Origin of the sequence: Portibacter lacus, assembly GCF_021533215.1 — a bacterium.
Classification (GTDB): domain Bacteria; phylum Bacteroidota; class Bacteroidia; order Chitinophagales; family Saprospiraceae; genus Portibacter; species Portibacter lacus.
Window position 1 is genome coordinate 30,400 of record NZ_JAJNKA010000005.1, and the last position, 16,930, is coordinate 47,329.

The 16,930-nt window shown below is 37.8% G+C and carries 9 protein-coding genes; 7 read left to right on the forward strand and 2 right to left on the reverse strand.

All coding sequences use genetic code 11. The annotated features are described in order from the left end of the window. Positions 1-9: 9 nt before the first annotated feature. Both L2586_RS09640 and L2586_RS09645 read right to left on the reverse strand, forming a co-directional pair. Complete coding sequence (locus L2586_RS09640; protein WP_235292679.1) at positions 10-1,608, reverse strand: tail fiber domain-containing protein; 1,599 nt, start codon at positions 1,606-1,608, stop codon at positions 10-12. 964 nt (positions 1,609-2,572) lie between these two features. Then, a complete protein-coding gene (locus L2586_RS09645) occupies positions 2,573-4,558 on the reverse strand; it encodes a sialate O-acetylesterase (protein WP_235292680.1) in 1,986 nt (661 codons plus the stop codon). A 197-nt stretch (positions 4,559-4,755) separates the two neighbouring features. Here L2586_RS09645 and L2586_RS09650 point away from each other — a divergent pair, with 197 nt between their 5' ends. From L2586_RS09650 to L2586_RS09680, 7 genes are all read left to right on the forward strand, one after another. After that, positions 4,756-5,949 carry a DUF4185 domain-containing protein gene (locus L2586_RS09650; RefSeq protein WP_235292681.1) on the forward strand — a complete coding sequence of 398 codons (1,194 nt, stop codon included), beginning with the start codon at positions 4,756-4,758 and terminating at the stop codon, positions 5,947-5,949. A gap of 33 nt (positions 5,950-5,982) precedes the next feature. After that, the gene (locus tag L2586_RS09655) at positions 5,983-9,318 is read left to right on the forward strand and encodes a glycoside hydrolase family 38 N-terminal domain-containing protein (protein WP_235292682.1); all 3,336 of its coding nucleotides are present in this window, start codon (positions 5,983-5,985) and stop codon (positions 9,316-9,318) included. Then, positions 9,318-10,256, forward strand: a complete 939-nt coding sequence (locus L2586_RS09660) for a hypothetical protein (RefSeq protein WP_235292683.1) — start codon at positions 9,318-9,320, stop codon at positions 10,254-10,256. The genes L2586_RS09655 and L2586_RS09660 overlap by 1 nt, the downstream gene beginning before the upstream one ends. A 314-nt stretch (positions 10,257-10,570) precedes the next feature. Continuing rightward, the gene (locus L2586_RS09665; protein ID WP_235292684.1) at positions 10,571-11,320 is read left to right on the forward strand and encodes a GntR family transcriptional regulator; all 750 of its coding nucleotides are present in this window, start codon (positions 10,571-10,573) and stop codon (positions 11,318-11,320) included. Continuing rightward, a complete protein-coding gene (locus tag L2586_RS09670; protein ID WP_235292685.1) occupies positions 11,317-14,487 on the forward strand; it encodes a SusC/RagA family TonB-linked outer membrane protein in 3,171 nt (1,056 codons plus the stop codon). The genes L2586_RS09665 and L2586_RS09670 overlap by 4 nt, the downstream gene beginning before the upstream one ends. Before the next feature lie 5 nt (positions 14,488-14,492). Next, complete coding sequence (locus L2586_RS09675) at positions 14,493-15,986, forward strand: RagB/SusD family nutrient uptake outer membrane protein (RefSeq protein WP_235292686.1); 1,494 nt, start codon at positions 14,493-14,495, stop codon at positions 15,984-15,986. Between the two features lies 1 nt (position 15,987). After that, on the forward strand, positions 15,988-16,929 hold the full coding sequence (locus L2586_RS09680; protein ID WP_235292687.1) for an ROK family protein: 942 nt from the start codon (positions 15,988-15,990) through the stop codon (positions 16,927-16,929). Position 16,930 lies beyond the last annotated feature (1 nt).

A 16,930-nucleotide genomic window follows, 5' to 3' on the forward strand; every position in this document is an offset into this window, starting at 1 on the left:
GAAAGTTACCTATTTTAACTTTTTCTGTAATTCTTCGACCATAAGCTTTAGTTCTTTTATAGCACTGTTTTGCTGTTTCAGTTCATCAATTTCTTCTTGTAGATTTTCAATAACAACCTGCTGTTCTTGAATAGCTTTGGTGAGTACTGGAATTAATTTTGTGTAGTCCATAGACCAAAGATCATTTGAACTTCGCGGCTCCATTGCTGCCTCAGGAACAATTTTCGATACATCTTGCGCGAAAAAACCAATCGTTTCTACATAATTAGGTCCTCTCAGATTTACTATTCCACCATTTTCATCTATTTCTGAACTATGGTGATGATATCTCAAAGGTTTTAATTTCATAACCAAATCAAGGCCCTTTTGAAGTGCACTTGAATTAGATTTTATCCTTTTGTCAGAATAAGTCTGCCATGCGAAAGCTCTTGCAGTCCCTAATAACAGTGTGGAACTATTTTGTAGCTGTAACGCACGAGAAACACCTGCGTTCCCATTATTATAACCTACTGTAATCGATCCATTATTATACACTCTAAACTTTGTACTATTTGAGTTTTGAATTCTGAACGCGCCGAAGGTTGTTTGATTATTTATATGGAATTGATCTTCTGAAGGATTTGATTCAGAAATTCCAACATGTCCATTGTTATTTATGTTAATCCTTTCTGCTCCACCTGAATACATAACCACTTCGTCAGCAATATTTGATATATCACCAATCAATAGTTTATTATCTCCATGATCCAAGCGAATAACTTCTCCGGGATTTCCATTACTGAAAAGTAAACTTGCATCATCTGACACAGAGAATTGCTCTATTAAGGTTCGTCCTTTAGAATATATTCCTCGATATATTCCAGTTGCAAAAAGTCCTGTTCCAAACAAAGAGTTACTAGCAAAATAGCCACCATAATTAAATGATGACGTGTTTGCATTTGTAGCTATTCCAGAAATTCCTATTCCGTTTTTGCCATTACTAATAAAATAGCCGCCATAGTTTACTTCGGTATTATCATCTTTGTCATTGTTAGCTACTCCATACACACCATATCCAGCATTTCCTTGACTTATAAAATGACCTCCCTTATTACTAGCAATATTAGATGGGTTATTAGACCCTATATATGTTGCATTGCTAAAGACACCTGTGCCTTGACGACCATTCGCTTCAAAGTCTCCGCCTATTATTAAATGATTTAAAGAATTACTTGTTGCTATAACTTTAATTCCTGTTGAGAAATTCGTAGAATTAGATTCGAAATAACCTCCTGTTGTACTTCCTGAATTACTACTAAAAGCACTTGCATATATTCCTGTTGCTGTTCTTCCTGAAGATTTAAAGTAACCTCCATAAACATTTGTGCTGTTTGAAGATGAAGAAATAACTTCTCCTTGAATAGCTTTTAATAAACCTTTTGTGAGATTTTGTGCTGATACTGTAGATACTATTCCAGTTGCATCATCACCTGAGCTATTAACCATGATTGCTGTACCTGCTGAATCAATATTATTTATTTCAAGTTCATTGTCTATGATTACTTTCTTCGATAAGTTTTGAGCGCAAATAAAATATGGCAATAGTGTAAACAGTAAAATATATTTCATTTTTACTTTCAAAAGTAAGTCTCCCTTTTTTCTAATTCCTATATGAATTCATTGATTTTTACTTGCTCAAAACTGTATGTCTCGATTAAGTTGAAAAATGATAACATCGCTGAAAAAGCGCTGTCATCAGAAACAATTTCATGGTCTCACGTGCAGACTTGTCAGCTCACCAGATGAAGACTATGAATATTGTGAGGTTCAAAACGATTCTATTTTGCTCAACCGCTTCACATCGATAGGCTCACTGGAGGTGATACTATCGGTGATGCTATCAACTTAAAAAGGTCCAGCGGACCGCGTTTGTATGTTTTCTTTTGAACATTAATCACCTATTATAAAAAATTCAATGCCGGTACGCTGTACCTAGTTTCTTCTATGATTTCAATTGTTACAAACAGGGTCGGTCCTCTGGACCTTATAGAGCTAATACATGATATTAAATCAAAGCACATCGAAAGGCTCACTCCTCCATCAGAAATAATTTCATGGTCTAACGTACAGACTTGTCAGCTCACCAGATGAAGACTATGAATATTGTGAGGTTCAAAACGATTCTATTTTGCTCAACCGCTTCACATCGATAGGCTCACTGGAGGTGATACTATCGGTGATGCTATCAACTTAAAATCCATGCGAACCGCGTTTGTATGTTTTCTTTTGAACATTAATCACCTATAATAAAAAATTCAATGCCGGTACGCTGTACCTAGTTTCTTCTATGATTTCAATTGTTACAAACAGGGTCGGTCCTCTGGACCTTATAGAGCTAATACATGATATTAAATCAAAGCACATCGAAAGGCTCACTCCTCCATCAGAAATAATTTCATGGTCTAACGTGCAGACTTGTCAGCTCACCAGATGAAGACTATGAATATTGTGAGGTTCAAAACGATTCTATTTTGCTCAACCGCTTCACATCGATAGGCTCACTGGAGGTGATACTATCGGTGATGCTATCAACTTAAAACCCATGCGGATCAAACTGATACACCCTTCCCTTTGTCAACAAGTCAAAATCATCCGTCCTAAAAGGAAACACAGGCAAACCAAATCCATTCACTAAATTTAGAAATCCTGGATTATCAGACCAAGCATACCTTACATATTTGGGTTGCGGAACATCTGCCGACCAGACCTTCACGGTGTTATCTGAAATAATTTCAGCATCTGCCCAGTAGAACTTACCATCTTCACCAGCGATTGCGAATCCCCCAATTTTCTCACTTTCGAACCTTTTATGCAAACGACTTCCATAAGTATTAAGCTCAACTAAAATTTCGTTGCCCTGAATGATGTTGCTGATATAAGTTGGACCTTTTTTCAATGGCATACCATAAACATAATGCAAAGCTAAATAAGAAAGACGTCGTCCAACTTCCGCTTTATTCTTAGGATGAATATTTCCCCCTTCTCCGATATCAATCGCAGTTACAATATCCACATTTTCCATTTCAGAAACTTTAAATTGGGAAGCTCTAAGCTCTGGCCACAATTCATCTTTAGGCTCTTCTGTTTCTGCTCTATAATTCGCTAGTTGGACGATGAAAAAAGGGAGTTTCTCATTCTTCCATTTTGTTCTCCAGTCTGCAATCATCGCGCTGAGCAGCTTTTCATATTCTTCTCCTCTCTGCTCATTGGCTTCTCCTTGATACCAGATCACTCCTGTAACAGGCAACTGATGAAGCGGAGCAATACTTCCATTATAAAGCAATGATGGATAGGAAAAAATACTTCCATTCGGATGAACAGGTTTAGGGAATTTTTTACTGTCAATTTTTATTCCCTTCTTATATTTCCATTTTCCGTTTAAGATTTTATTTCCCCAGAATGCATTCGTATACATTCCTCCTAGCCCACCGATATCAAAAACCCTCACCGTTAGTTGATTATCCTTTTCCTTCAAAAACGACTTCGGAACGATGTAACTCCTAAAGTTTCCGCTTCCAAAACTTCTTCCCACCTCATGTCCATTGACCCAGGTGATGTCATAATCGTCGATCTGATTTAACTTAAGAACTAAATCTTCGTTTAGCGATTGCTTCTCTATATCAAATCGTTTTCTAAACCAAAAACTTCCATCGTGGTCTTCTTCTCCCAAATATTCCCAGAACATAGGAATCTCTGTCTCTTGCCAATCGCTTTCATCTAAATCTTCCTTCCACCATTCTCCTTCCATTCCTGGTCCTTTGTGGTAATATTTCTTATTCCACTTTGATTCACCAGCTTCAAATTCTGCTTGAAGTGTTTTAAAATCTTTACCAATCGATTCAATTTCACCCGTAACTTCATCGAACTGAGAAAACGTTTTCAACACATCCACTCCCATCCATGTTTCTATTGAAGTCGCTCCTAGATTGCTACTTATTAAACCGATAGGAACATCTTGAGATTTACTCAAATATTGACCGAAAAAATACCCCACCGCACTAAAATTTTTAATGTTTTCTCGGTTAGCTTCTTCCCACATACCATCAGCAATTTCTTCTTGTGGGAGATAATCTGTAGCGACCTTTACATTTAGCAATCTAATATTCGATTCTGCATCAAATCCGATTTCTTCATCCGTTAAGCCTAGCATTCTAGCGGTATATTGCATATTGGATTGCCCAGCACACAACCACAAATCACCAACAACCACATTAGATAGAGTTAGAGATTCCTTCTTTCCCGTTATTGTGAGATCAGCTGCTTCACCAATCTCCAAGTTCTTCAATATAAATTCAAACTCGCCAGTTTTTCTATTTACTTCGGTCTTTATTTTCGCATCGCGGAAATTCAACGTCAGAAACTTTTCCTTCTTCACTTTGCCTTGGATATGAATTTCACTATTCCTCGGAAGGACCATGTTAGACCCATAAATTTTAGGAAGGGAAATTTGTGCATTTAGACTGCTTCCTAAGAAAATTAGGAACACGAGAATTTTGAAATATTTTGACATTGTAAGCATGAGACAAAGTTATTATTAATTTTTTTATCTCTAGGTTCATGATCTGAGATACTGACCTTCAGTTAGCCTCTCAATGATCATGGTTTTTATTGATATCTTTCATTTTAAAGAATATTCATAGCCTCCGCTGGTAAGCGGACAGGTAACTCCATGTGAGACCATGAAGTTTTTCACATTTTTTTTTAATCTTTATCGCTATGTTTCAAAAACTAATTCTCTTCTGCATCGTGATATTGCTTGCAAGTTGTAAGCCCAACATTGACATAGAAAAAACAAATTCTACATCTCAAGTAGAATCCTTTATTCAACAAGACGCTGAATGGACAAATGCTTTTCTTCGTGACGAAAATGTATTCGGAGTTGATGGAATTTTTTCCATTCCATTAAATGGAAAAGAATTTTCTAAACCCTCAGCAAAGGATTCTATACTGTTTGTTTTCAGTGATTCTCTCATTAAACTAAAGGGAAAAATCAAGGACAATAAGTTAGGAAATGATGAATATAAAATGATTCATAATTCCTTAGGAATAGCTACAGGTGAGGATTTGATTAATTCGCTAAAGTTCGATTACAAGTCCGAAAATGGAATGCCTAAAACGGTATTCGAACCCAATGATGAAAATAAAGAACATTACTATTGGTTAGGAGATGGATTTGTTAACACCGCTGGAGATTCCGCTTTATACATTTTTGCGTATAAGATCATTGATGTAGAAACGGAAGGGTTTTTCAGCTTTGAGCAATTATCTGTAGACATCCTGAAAATTGACAAACATGAGCGCTATCCATTTTCTAATTATGAGATCATCAAAACAGATCTGATGTTTCCTGTAGCTGGTTATATGGGGCAGGCAACTTTCGGAAATGCCATTTTGGTAAACACAAATGAAGCTGGGGCGCCTCATCCAGATGGATACATCTACATTTATGGGACGATAGGTTTCGAGAAGGATTTATTTGCAGCGCGTGTGCTTCCAAATGATTTCGATAAGATGAGTGCTTGGAAATATTGGGATGGAAAAAGCTGGGTGTCTGAAAAGGAAAATGTGAAGAAACTTGTCAGCAATACCTCTAATGAAATGAGTGTTTCACCATTGCAGAACGGACAATTTGTACTCGTATATCAACATGCAGGAATGGAACCTAGTGTTGTGATGCAACTTTCTAAGTCACCAGTAGGCCCATTTTATCCTCCGAAAACAATCTATCACTGCCCTGAAGTATTGGAAGATAAAGACTTTTTCGCCTACAATGCGAAAGGGCATCCTAGCATCTCCAGTCCTGACTCTTTACTCATTAGTTACAACGTAAATTCCTTTGACTTTTTCGTGGATGTTCTGACTAAGCCAAATCTTTACCGACCAAGGTTTATAAAAATTAGCTTAGATTAGCAAGGATTTTGAAATCGTTTAAACCCTTCCATTATGTATAAAACGAAAATTTATACTGCTTCTGCCGTGCTTCTTTTTCTTCTTTTATCGCTGCCGGTTTCCAGTCAACAAACCATAGAAATAGAAAATGAGTGGCCAGTTCGATCTGAAACTTATTATCAAGGATTCCTAACGCCAAATGAAGGTGAACGGCTCGATTTTCTGCAAAATCTTCAGGATGAAAGTGTGGCTTTATTGGTTAGGGCTAATGATGGCAAAAAATACCTTTCCTTTTCTGGAGAACCCGTCGTTGAAACGGAGGAAGAATACCTAACCTTTGTTTGGGAAATGGCATTAGCTGCAAGGTCAGGCGATGCGAAGAAAACTCCATTCTTTGATTTGTATGTGAATAGTGAAAAGAAATATTCCTTTCCTGTTTTTACAGATCCAGAGCCAAGTGACTGGATCATCAAATTAGACGATGGATCAGAACTTGCATTTGTCAGGTCGTTTAAAGACGATAAAAAAGGAGATCTTTTTGGGTTTATGTTTTTGACAATTAAATCCGGTGATTATCCAGTAGGAGAAAGGTTAAGTATTAAAATACAGGGAAGCAAGTCTGCAAGCCAAGATTGGTATATGGCTTTCCAAAATGTTGTCAAAAAAGAACTTACCGCTGAAATTCTGCCGGCCATTAAAAATACAAAGAATGGTCTCAAGCAACCGCTAGAAATAAAGTACAACCATCTTGGCAAGAAAACGAATTGCCTAATTTCCATCGATGGTAAAGATGAAAAATCCTATCCCATCAAGGCAGGTGGAAATGAATTTACTTTAGAATTAGAGCCAGTAGAGGAAGCACGAAACATCAAATTATCGTTCGCCGTTGATGGAGAGACTTCCGATTTCCATTTGAGACAAAAGCCCGTTCGTAATTTCGAGGTTTACTTTTTACCACATTCACATATTGACATTGGATTTACGCATCTTCAGCATGAAGTCGAAGAAATGCAATGGAGGAATTTCGAAGAAGGAATTGCACTCGCTGAGAAAACTAAAGATTACCCGGAAGCATCACGGTATAAATGGAATTCTGAAATTATGTGGGCCGTTGATTCCTATTTAAAAACAGCAACGCCCGAGAAAAAAGAAAAATTTATAGAAGCTGTAAAGAAAGGCTGGATCGGTCTAGATGCCCTTTACGGAAGTGAATTGACAGGATTGCAAAGAGATGAAGAATTGCTTCATATTGCAGATGCTGCCAATAGCCTAGAAAGTAACTATGGAATCAAACTAACTTCTGGAATGATCACAGATGTACCTGGATACAGTTGGGGAATTCATACCGCGCTTTTCGAAAATGATATCAAGTATTTTTCCATAGGCCCGAATCACATGCCCCATCTTGCAAATGGTGGGTATCAAGTTGGGAATACGATCAATGAATGGGGAGACATACCTTTTTACTGGGTTTCCCCTTCTGGAGAGGACAAAATCCTATTTTGGATGTCCACACACGGGTACTCTTGGTTTCATGATTGGTTGCTAGGAACCCTTGATAAATCAGGAGGAACTCCTATTCTCAAGTTTCTTAACGAACTAGAAGATGAAGGTTATCCTTACGATATTGTTCAGTTAAGATATACCATGGGAGACAATGCTGGACCAGATCAAGGCATGCCAGATTTTATCAAAAATTGGAACGAAACGTATGCGTATCCTAAATTTAGAATAGCGACTACCTCAGAAATGTTTAAGGATTTCGAAGCCAAATATGGAGATAAACTGCCAACCTACAGTGGCGATTTGACACCATACTGGGAAGATGGAGCGGCTTCCTCAGCAACAGAAACAGGATTAAATCGAAATACCGCTGACAAATTGATTCAAGCAGAAGCATTGTGGGCAATGAGTGAAGAAGCATCTGAATTTCCAGTTGAAGTTTCAGATGAAGCATGGCGAAATGTGCTGCTTTTTTCAGAGCATACTTGGGGTGCGATTTCTAGCAAGTCTGATCCAGATAGTGATTTCACAAAAGATCAATGGAAGGTCAAACAAAGTTTCGCGCTGACTGCAGATAGCCTAGCTGTTCAATTGCTAACCAGCCAAGTAGAAGAAGGTAATATTTCGGATTTTTACGTTACGAATACCTCTTCTTGGAAAAGATCTGGCTTAATTACCCTTCCTAATTGGGATGAAAATTATGTATTGACACATAATGGTATTAGGGTTATGAGTCAATTTTTAACGGATGGGTCGCTAGTGTTTATTGCTCGTGGAGTTCCTGCCTATGAAACGAGGCTTTACGAGGTTTCCTATAGTCCTCCGTCCAATGAAAGAATGACCAAATATTTTGTCAGAAAAGATATAGATATAAAATTTGATAAAAATGGCAACTTAAGCACTCTGAGGCTGAGAAATAGAAATCATAACTTTATTGATTCAACAAGCCAATTTGGGTTTAATGAATATTGGTATACCGGATTAAATGCCGAAAATCCTCAAAGATCATCAAATGTCACAATAGATACGCTACATAAAGGGCCGATCTTTGATGAGTACATGATCACAAGTACAGCACCTGGCGCAGAATCGCTTTCTCGGCGAATTCGAGTCGTTCATATGCTAGGACAAATAGACATAGAGAACACGGTGGACAAGAAGAAAATAGTAGAGAATGAAAATGTACGTTACGCTTTTCCATTTTCAGTGCCCAATGCTAAAACTAAAATTGATCAAGCATTTTTTATCCTTGAACCAGATGAAAATCAGCTGGCTGGAGCCAATAAAAACTTCTACTGTCCTCAACGATTTGTAGATTTTTCCAATGATGAATATGGTGTGATTTTGGCCAATTTAGATGTTCCACTTGTGGAGTTCGGAGGAATGATCGGTCAAGAATGGATGCAAGACATGAACAAACGAAAGTGGAGAACGGAGCATGAAATGTCCACTTTACTGTTTTCCTGGGTGATGAATAATACTTGGTTTGTCAATTATAAAGGTCATCAAGAAGGGCCGATCACCAGCCGATACAGCATAAAACCTTATCAAAAGTGGTCCGATGCAGATCGCAAGAAATTTGGAATGGAACAGAGCCAGCCGTTAATCGTTTCCTATGCGGATTTAGGTCAATTTTCGAATAAGCCGTTAGTGAATATATCTGGATCTAATGATGTAATTGTTACTTCGTTTAAGCCTTCTAGAGACCAAAAAGGCTGGGTCATCAAATTGCTAAATGCCACTGATAAAAAATCGATAATTAATCTAGGAATAGATGAAAAATATGCTGTTTATAAATCAAACAACAAAGAAGCAAATGGAGAAAAGGTAAGTGGTGACCTTTCATTAAAGCCTTGGGAATTTCTAATCATAAAAGTTCAAAACTGATGAACGGAGCGATTTCGACTAGACGAATAGGCAGACTTGTAAGTTGTATGCTAATATTTTGGTGGAGCACCACAGCTATGAATGCGCATCCATTTACCTATTCCATCTGCAAATTGTACATCGGAGATCAATATATTTCTGGCAACCTAGAAGTATCGGCTGAAAATCTAATTTTCTTCAACTATCTACATCTTGATTCAAACATTCGTTACACCGCAGATGAAATATTAGAAGCTTCCGAAGTATACAGGTCGTCTTTATCGGAATCTATCTTAATCCATTCAGAAGGAAGTGTCTTAAAAATTGAAGATTTTAGATTGGGTGAATTGTCCCTATCGGATCATATTTCTATTTCAGAACTTAAGGAAACCTTCATCCATTATAGTTTCAAGATTAAATTAGAACAAGCAATTGATCACCTAGATGTTACGCATAGCATTGGTGCAGAATATCCATTAATCTCTTCCCTTTTGATCTTAGAAGTAGAGGGCAAGGAAGTAAAGAAAAGCTTTGATAATCTTGCGACTAATAAACTACATACGGTTTCATTTAACAAGAAAAGTAATCGAAATGCAACTCGGCTCCTTTTGGAAAAGGGAGATGTTTCGGCGTTAATAAAGATTCACACAACAGATGATATTTTAAAGGAAGCGTTAGGTGGGTTCGGTGTTTTAAAGGAAAATCCTGGACTTCTGAATGAACTTCTGATCATTAAATCGAATGAACTTGTGATCCCTTTTTCTAATGTTCAATTTAATAGAACTGCTGATAACGGTATCGAGATCACTGCTGAAGTCCCGATTGATAGCAATGTTGAACTAATCGCTGAATGGAAAGAATTCAATACAGTTTTGAAGAGTGTTCCGACAATAATTCTCACTGATAAAAGCAAAAGTGAATTTACATTATCGAGGTATAGCAGGATATTAAGATGGTAAATTTCCCACATTTAGATTAGACCTTATAATCTTACAACTGGATGTTGGTTGTCATACTAAAATTTGACAAATGATTAATCATTGTCAAACTATATACTGACAATATTTGACCCAATAAATTCTGATAAGAGACGAGATCAAGGATTATTCCCTGCATTGTTTTCTTTGCTTCATCGAATAATACTGACCTATTCCACAAAATTAAATTAACTCCTCACGCCCTATCCACTTATTTAATTCTAACATATCTGACATTTGAATGGATAAATATTAGAAAATCTAAAATTATTTGAAAAAATTCTTACCTTGCTGGTATGTATGGACATACGGACATGGATTTAAAAATTGAACACGATAGTAAAATACCGCTCTACTATCAAGTGGAAACATTGCTTAGAAAGCTCATTACACTTCCAAAGTATCAGAATGGAGAACTGCTACCGAACGAAGTGGACCTTTCTAAAAGACTCGGCATTTCTAGAAGTACAACAAGACAAGCTATTAAAAATCTTGTGAACGAAAACCTACTTGAACGTAAGAAGGGAGTCGGAACAAGAGTTTCAAAACAGCCAACCATTTCACACCTTAGCAACTGGTTAAGTTTTACGAAAGAAATGAATGCCAAGGGGATAGACGTCATCAACTACGAATTAGAAGTTGGTGACGTTATATCAAATGAAGAAGTCGCTAATGCGCTCAAGATTACACAAGGAAGACACGTATTAAAACTAAGAAGACTGAGGGGCACGTCCCAAAAACCTGCAGTCCTTACCACTTCTTGGTTTCATCCTAGAATTGATCTTTCAGAAGATGACGATTTCAACTTGCCTCTTTACGAGCTCTTGGACAAAAAGTACAATACCTTAGTCCACTTCTCTCAAGAAAAAATAAAGGCCGAAAAAGCCAATGCTGTTCTTGCAGACAAACTCAATATTGAAATTGGAGATCCTGTTTTGTCTAGATCTAGAATTGTTTCAGACCAAGGAAAACGGGTCGTCGAATACAACAAGACATACTACCGAGCTGATAGTTTTACTTACTTCATAGAATTAAAGAGAGAATGATGTTGTATAAAAACTTTAGTTTTCTAACTCACAATTTGTATCTGAATGCTTCCTTCAGATCATTATTTTTATTTCTAGTGCTTGCTTTTTCAGCAACAATCGTCACTGGACAAGATGTCTTAAATATAGAAGGGAAAGTGACTTCCGCTAATACGGGTGAAGAACTTATAGGTGTTAATGTATTTTCAAATACGACTTCTGGAACCATAACGGACTTTAACGGAAATTTTGAAATCAGCCTAAAAGCAGGTGACACCCTAAAATTTAGCTACATCGGTTACACAAACTATAACGTTCCTGTCCTAAATAGCGACTTTCTGAACATCCAACTGAGCGAGCAGAGTAGTGTCCTTGATGAAGTTGTTGTGGTTGCTTACGGTACTGTCAAGAAAAGTGACCTTACAGGTTCTGTTTCTAGCATCTCCGCAGATGACATTCAGAAAGCTCATGCAACGTCAGTCGACCAAGCCTTACAGGGCAGAGCCGCAGGAGTTCAAGTAACTCAAGTCAGTGGTAGACCAGGTGGAGAAACTTCGATAAGAATTAGAGGAACCAGTTCTATCAACGCTGGAAATGAGCCTTTATATGTTATAGACGGAATGCTAATGAATTCTGATAATGGTCAAGTGAATGTGGGCGCAGCAGCAGGTTCTTCTCTGAACGGTCTTTCAGCAATTAATCCTGCAGACATCGAATCCATAGAAATATTAAAAGATGCTTCGGCAACTGCTTTGTATGGTTCTAGAGGTGCCAATGGTGTCGTTCTTATTACAACTAAAAAAGGTGGTGAAGGAAGAAACAACATCAGTTTCGACAGTTATTTTGGCGTTCAGAAAATCTCTAAAAAATTAGACCTTCTTAACGGGGAAGAATTCGCCAATTATATAAATGAATACAATAGAGAGGAAGGGTTTCCTGTAGATGTTCGATACATCATTCCAGAAGAAATAGGAGAAGGAACAGACTGGCAAGAAGCAATTCTTCGATCTGCAGCCATCCAAAGTTATCAATTAGGCCTTACAAGTGGTAGCAAAACAACCAGTTATGCTATTTCTGGAGGATACTTTAATCAAGAAGGAATTATCATAAATTCCAATTTCGAAAGATATAATTTCAGGGTTAACCTTGAAAATAATTTCACCCAGAGACTGAAAGTTGGAGCTAATGTTGGATTAAGTCACATCACTTCGAATGGTGTGCTAACAGGGTCTCAAGGAACCGGAACGCTCTTACCCGGTGCGACCGTTTCCGCAGTCCTTTTTCAACCTAATTTAGCAGTGCTGAATAAAAACGGCCCTGGTGGTTATACCTTCCAAGATGATCGTGGAAGAAACATCGGAAACCCGGTTGCCGATGCACTTGAAACGGATAATATCAGTCTGAATTCAAGGGTTATCGGTTCCATGTTTGCGAATTACAAAATCCTAGATAACCTATCCCTTAAGGCGAGTCTAGGAGTAGATGGCTTTTCTGTAAAAGAAAACCGATACGTTCCTAATTTCTTAAAAAGAACAGAACCTAACAATGGAGAGGCGGTCGTCGGAACAGTAGACGGTGTCAGTTGGCTTACTGAACTAACATTGAACTACAATAAAAACATCGGCAAGAGACATAACATAGATGCACTGGCTGGATATTCCATTCAAGGATTTAATTCCGAACGATTGTTTGCCTTTGCTTTAGATTTTCAAGACAACAGAACTGGATATCATAGTCTAAGCTCTGCATTGAATCCACAGCCACCGGCAACAGGAGAATCTGAATGGGGAATTCTATCTTACTTTGGAAGAGCGAATTACATCCTTGATGATAAATACCTACTAACATTAACAGGACGATTAGATGGTTCTTCAAAATTTGGTAAAGAAAGTAAATATGGATTTTTTCCATCCTTATCGGTAGCCTATAAATTACACAAAGAACCCTTTATTCAGAATCTAGGTCTCTTCTCAACATTGAAAGTCAGAATGAGTTATGGAACAATTGGGAACCAAGAAATTGCTTCTTATACTTCATTAGCGACGGTAGGCCCAGCAGGGCAAGGAACCTTCACTAATAGTGAATCATATCTTGGTTTTCAACCCTTGAGATTTCCGAATCCAGGATTGAGATGGGAAAGAACGAACCAAGCAGATATCGGAATCGACATGGAATTTATGGAAGGTAGAATCGGAATAGTTCTAGATGGTTACATGAAAAACACGAACGATCTACTATTAAACACACCCATTCCAACGACATCGGGATTCTCCAGTTATCTATCTAACATCGGAAAATTAAGAAATACAGGAGTTGAGCTTGGTATAAACTCGCACAATACAACAGGTGCTTTTATTTGGGACACCAATGCTAATATTTCCGTGAATAGAAATGAAATTCTAGCTTTAGTTGATGATAATGATATCCCAGTACCTGGCGTACTTCAGGTACCTACAGGATGGAGTTTCCTAAGAGTCGGACAACCACTCGGAACGTTTTTTGGTCTAAAATCTGATGGATTATTTCAAAGTGATGAAGAGGCACAACAAGCCGCAGTCTTAGCGGGTCAGAACGCGGAAGCTGGAGATCGAAAGTATGTGGATTGGAATGGTAGAGATGCAGAAGGAAACTTAACGAACACTCCTGATGGAAAGATATCTGAAGCTGATCGCCAAGTCTTAGGCAAGGCTGCTCCTAACTTCATCTGGAGCATGACGAACACCTTTGAGTATAAAAATTTCGACCTTTCGATTTTTGTCAATGGTTCTCACGGAAATAAAATGGTGAACGCTTATTTATTTGAAATCGGAACACTGCAAGGTGAAACGAATGTATTGACTTCCTACTGGGAAAATAGATGGACTCCAGAAAACCCGAACAACTTTTATCCTAAAGTGGCTCCTAGTGAACGAAATGTATTTAGTGACGCACAAATAGAAGATGCTTCATTTATAAGAATTAAAAATGTTGGTCTAGGTTATACCATCCCGGAGTCAATCGGAAGCAAAATAAACCTACAACGATGTAGAGTATATGCTAATGTTTCGAATCTGTGGACTTTCACTAAATATTCAGGCTATGATCCAGAAGTATTTGCATTCGGACAAAGTAGTCTACTGCAAGGAATAGATTATGGAGGATATCCATTATCACGAACTTTTCAAGGCGGAATACAAGTAACATTTTGAACATCATGAAAAGAACACACATATATATTATCGCAAGCTTTTTCCTTTTATTCGGCATGAATTCTTGTACGGATATTCTAGTAGAAGATCCACAAGATCAGATTTTTGTCGATAATTATTTCGAGACAGAGAACGATGCTATTTCGGCAGTGAATTCCATTTACGCCATCTTGAATTCTACTAGTACACCGCCTACTTTCGGAGGTGTATATCATAGTAGTTATTGGGTTGCAAGTGGTCTAGCAAGTGATGAAATGGAAAACAGATTCGTGGGCGTTCTAGAATATGATCAATTAGAAAATTTCACACATAATCCAGTGAATGGAACGCTTTATGACCTCTGGCAGAATTGCTATAAGGGGATTAACAATGCGAATTTTGCCATTAATGGTATTCCTGATGTTTCCATGAACGAGGCTAGAAAAGCAAGTTTGCTAGGAGAAGCTAGATTCCTGAGAGGTCTGTTGTACTTTGAGTTAGTAAGATTATTTGGTGAAGTGCCATTATTTATAGATACAGAGCCTCCATTATTTCCATCGAAAGCCAGCGTTAGCGAAGTATACGAACAAATTAAAGCAGATTTGACATTTGCTTCAGAAAATACATTTGCGGAACATGATAGAGGCGATGGATTAGGTCGTGCAACTTCTGGTGCTGCGAAATCCTTGTTGGCCAAAGTTCACTTAACCATCGGAGAATATGCAGCGTGTATTGCCTTATGCGATGAAGTATTGGATTCGGGGCAATATGAACTTTGGGAAGATTTTGCAGATGCATTCAGGATAGCAAATGAAAATGGCAAAGAATCTATTTTTAATATTGGTTTCGGCGATGCAAATGGTTCTATTTCTTTCTGGGAAGTAGGTCAATTCAATGTCCGATTACTCCCTGCTCAATTGAAAGAACAAATTACCGGTGTAAATGCCCAAGGATGGCAAGTCGCAACTCAAGATCTATTCGATTCATACGACCCGAATGATCGAAGACGAGAAGTTACTTTAATGGATAAGGTATTTGCCCTAGATGGAAGAGTTTTATCCATCGAACCACACATCAGAAAATATTGGGATCAAGAATCAGAGCCGAATGGTGGAAACACCGAAAACGATTTTCCTTACTTGAGATTATCTGACATTTACCTCATGAAAGCTGAAGCCATTAACGAGTTAAATAACGGACCTAATGCGGAAGCTTATGATGCCATTAATACCATTAGAAAAAGAGCACGATTCAATGGAGAAATAACCCTTGATGTGCTTCCTGACTTGGAAGGATTATCCTATGATTCTTTCAAAACGGCGCTTTTAAATGAAAGACGCTGGGAATTCACTGGAGAGGGAAAGAGATGGTTCGATCTCGTCCGGTTTAATAAGTTAGAAGAAACCGTGAAAGCAGCAAAACCTGAAGCTCAAGTAAGTGACTTTCACAAATTATTCCCGATTCCACAAGAAGAGTTAGACTTGAATAAAAATTTACTTCCACAAAATACAGGCTATTAAGATGAAGTACAGCATTTGCTTTGATATAGGAGGAACAAGAATTAAGTTGGGCGTTATGTCTAATGCTGAGCTAATGCACCACGAATTAGTGGCTATAGATGATAATTCATCTTTGAAAACTGTTCTGGAGTTAATCAAAGAAAAAGTACAAGTCATACAGAAAATGTATGAGCATGACCAGCTTATTGCTATCGGAATGTCCTTACCGTGCTTCGTAGACTCTGATAAAAACAAAATTTTATCTAATTACGTAAAATACACGGATGCATCAGACATTGACCTAAACGAATGGTGTTTGCAAAATTTTGGCGTTCCTATATTTCTCGAAAATGATGCGAAAGCAGCCTTAATGGGTGAAGCATTTCATGGTGCAGGCAAAGGATATCAGGACTTAGTCATGGTCACTTTCGGCACTGGAATTGGTTCCGCGGTTATGCTTAATGGCCAACTCCTAAAAGGCAAAGACTATTTCGCAGGCAATCTAATCGGTCATTCTATAATAGACTTCAATGGCGATCAGTGCAATTGTGGAGGAGAAGGATGCTTGGAATCTGTTGCTTCTTCGTGGGCACTAACTGAAAAAGTTGAAAATAGTGCTGCTAACATTGGCCTAAAAGATAAACCTTCTAAGATCGATTACAAGTACATCTTCGATGAAGAAAAGATGGGCAATCATGCCTTCGCCTACATTCTAGATGAATCATTGGATGCTTGGGGAAAAATGATGATAAACCTAATTCTTGCATACAATCCAGAGTGCATTGTGTGCGCAGGAGGCATTATGAACCAAGGGGAAGTCATCTTGAACAGCTTTAGAAAAACAATAGATCAGCATGGGTGGATCAGCTCAGAAAATGTAATTCTAAAAACAGCAGAAAACACAGATTTCGCCGCATTGTACGGCTTATCAGAAATTATAAATCAAAAAATAAAAAGAGGATAGA

Bases quoted from the DNA above. Each gene is read 5' to 3' on its own strand.
- L2586_RS09640 (WP_235292679.1), bottom strand. From the start codon at position 1,608: ATGAAATATATTTTACTGTTTACACTATTGCCATATTTTATTTGCGCT.
- L2586_RS09645 (WP_235292680.1), bottom strand. From the start codon at position 4,558: ATGCTTACAATGTCAAAATATTTCAAAATTCTCGTGTTCCTAATTTTC.
- L2586_RS09650 (WP_235292681.1), top strand. From the start codon at position 4,756: ATGTTTCAAAAACTAATTCTCTTCTGCATCGTGATATTGCTTGCAAGT.
- L2586_RS09655 (WP_235292682.1), top strand. From the start codon at position 5,983: ATGTATAAAACGAAAATTTATACTGCTTCTGCCGTGCTTCTTTTTCTT.
- L2586_RS09660 (WP_235292683.1), top strand. From the start codon at position 9,318: ATGAACGGAGCGATTTCGACTAGACGAATAGGCAGACTTGTAAGTTGT.
- L2586_RS09665 (WP_235292684.1), top strand. From the start codon at position 10,571: ATGTATGGACATACGGACATGGATTTAAAAATTGAACACGATAGTAAA.
- L2586_RS09670 (WP_235292685.1), top strand. From the start codon at position 11,317: ATGATGTTGTATAAAAACTTTAGTTTTCTAACTCACAATTTGTATCTG.
- L2586_RS09675 (WP_235292686.1), top strand. From the start codon at position 14,493: ATGAAAAGAACACACATATATATTATCGCAAGCTTTTTCCTTTTATTC.
- L2586_RS09680 (WP_235292687.1), top strand. From the start codon at position 15,988: ATGAAGTACAGCATTTGCTTTGATATAGGAGGAACAAGAATTAAGTTG.